The following is a 765-nucleotide window of genomic DNA, read 5'->3' as shown; positions in this document are numbered from 1 at the left end:
CAAACTCCACCATATCCGATGAGCCCGGTGGCCACCGTGACGCCGACGCCGGGGTGGGGCCTCGGCCCCACCCCGGCATACACCATCATCTACACCGGGAAATTACACCACGACCGCGGACGCTAACGTCTGGATCATCCCGGAAGGGAAGATGAAGATGCGCCAGCCTCATTCGGTGCCGTTGTCCCGGCAGGCGCTGGCGATCCTCACAGAGATGCGCGGGCTATCCGGCTCGGGCCGCTACGCGTTCCCTTCCGTTCGGACACGGGCGAGGCCGATCAGCGACAACACGATCAACGCGGCGCTGCGGCGCATGGGCTATTCCAAGGAGCAGATGACCGCCCACGGCTTCCGCACGTCGGCGTCATCGCTGCTGAACGAGTCGGGAAAGTGGAACCCCGACGCGATCGAACGGGCGCTGGCCCATATGGTGGCGGGAAGTGTTCGGCGTATCTACAATCAGTCCGCTTATTGGCGGGAGCGTGTCGAGATGGCCCAGTGGTGGAGTGATTATCTGGATGAGTTGCGGGAGGGAGGGAATAGGTGACGGGCAATCCCGCCGCAGGATGGAAGGTCGTCTCTGATACGGAGGATTCCGAGAATGTCTGGACTTGCCCCGGAAAAGTGGAGAGTTCCCTTAGGCTTTGTCTGCATTTATCGTAGCCAGATCATGGCGCATGCGAGGTGAACGAAGCCCATGAAGGCGGCGATGGTTTTCTCGCAGCGCAGGGCGATACGGCGGAAGCGCTTGAGCTTGTTGAAGAA

2 pseudogenes are annotated in these 765 nt (G+C 61.4%); one reads left to right on the top strand and one right to left on the bottom strand.

Annotated elements, in window-relative coordinates:
* Window positions 1–118: 118 nt before the first annotated feature.
* Window positions 119–547 (top strand): annotated as a pseudogene (locus RN629_RS18260) (tyrosine-type recombinase/integrase); the annotation flags it as partial.
* A gap of 107 nt (window positions 548–654) precedes the next feature.
* Here RN629_RS18260 and RN629_RS18255 read toward each other — a convergent pair.
* Window positions 655–765, bottom strand: a pseudogene (locus RN629_RS18255) (IS5-like element IS711 family transposase); the annotation flags it as partial.

Source organism: Facivitalis istanbulensis (genome assembly GCF_040560405.1).
Classification (GTDB): Bacteria; Pseudomonadota; Alphaproteobacteria; order Sphingomonadales; family Sphingomonadaceae; genus Sphingomonas; species Sphingomonas istanbulensis.
Note: the sequence above shows the minus strand (reverse complement) of the source record. Positions and strands in the feature narration are given on the sequence as shown.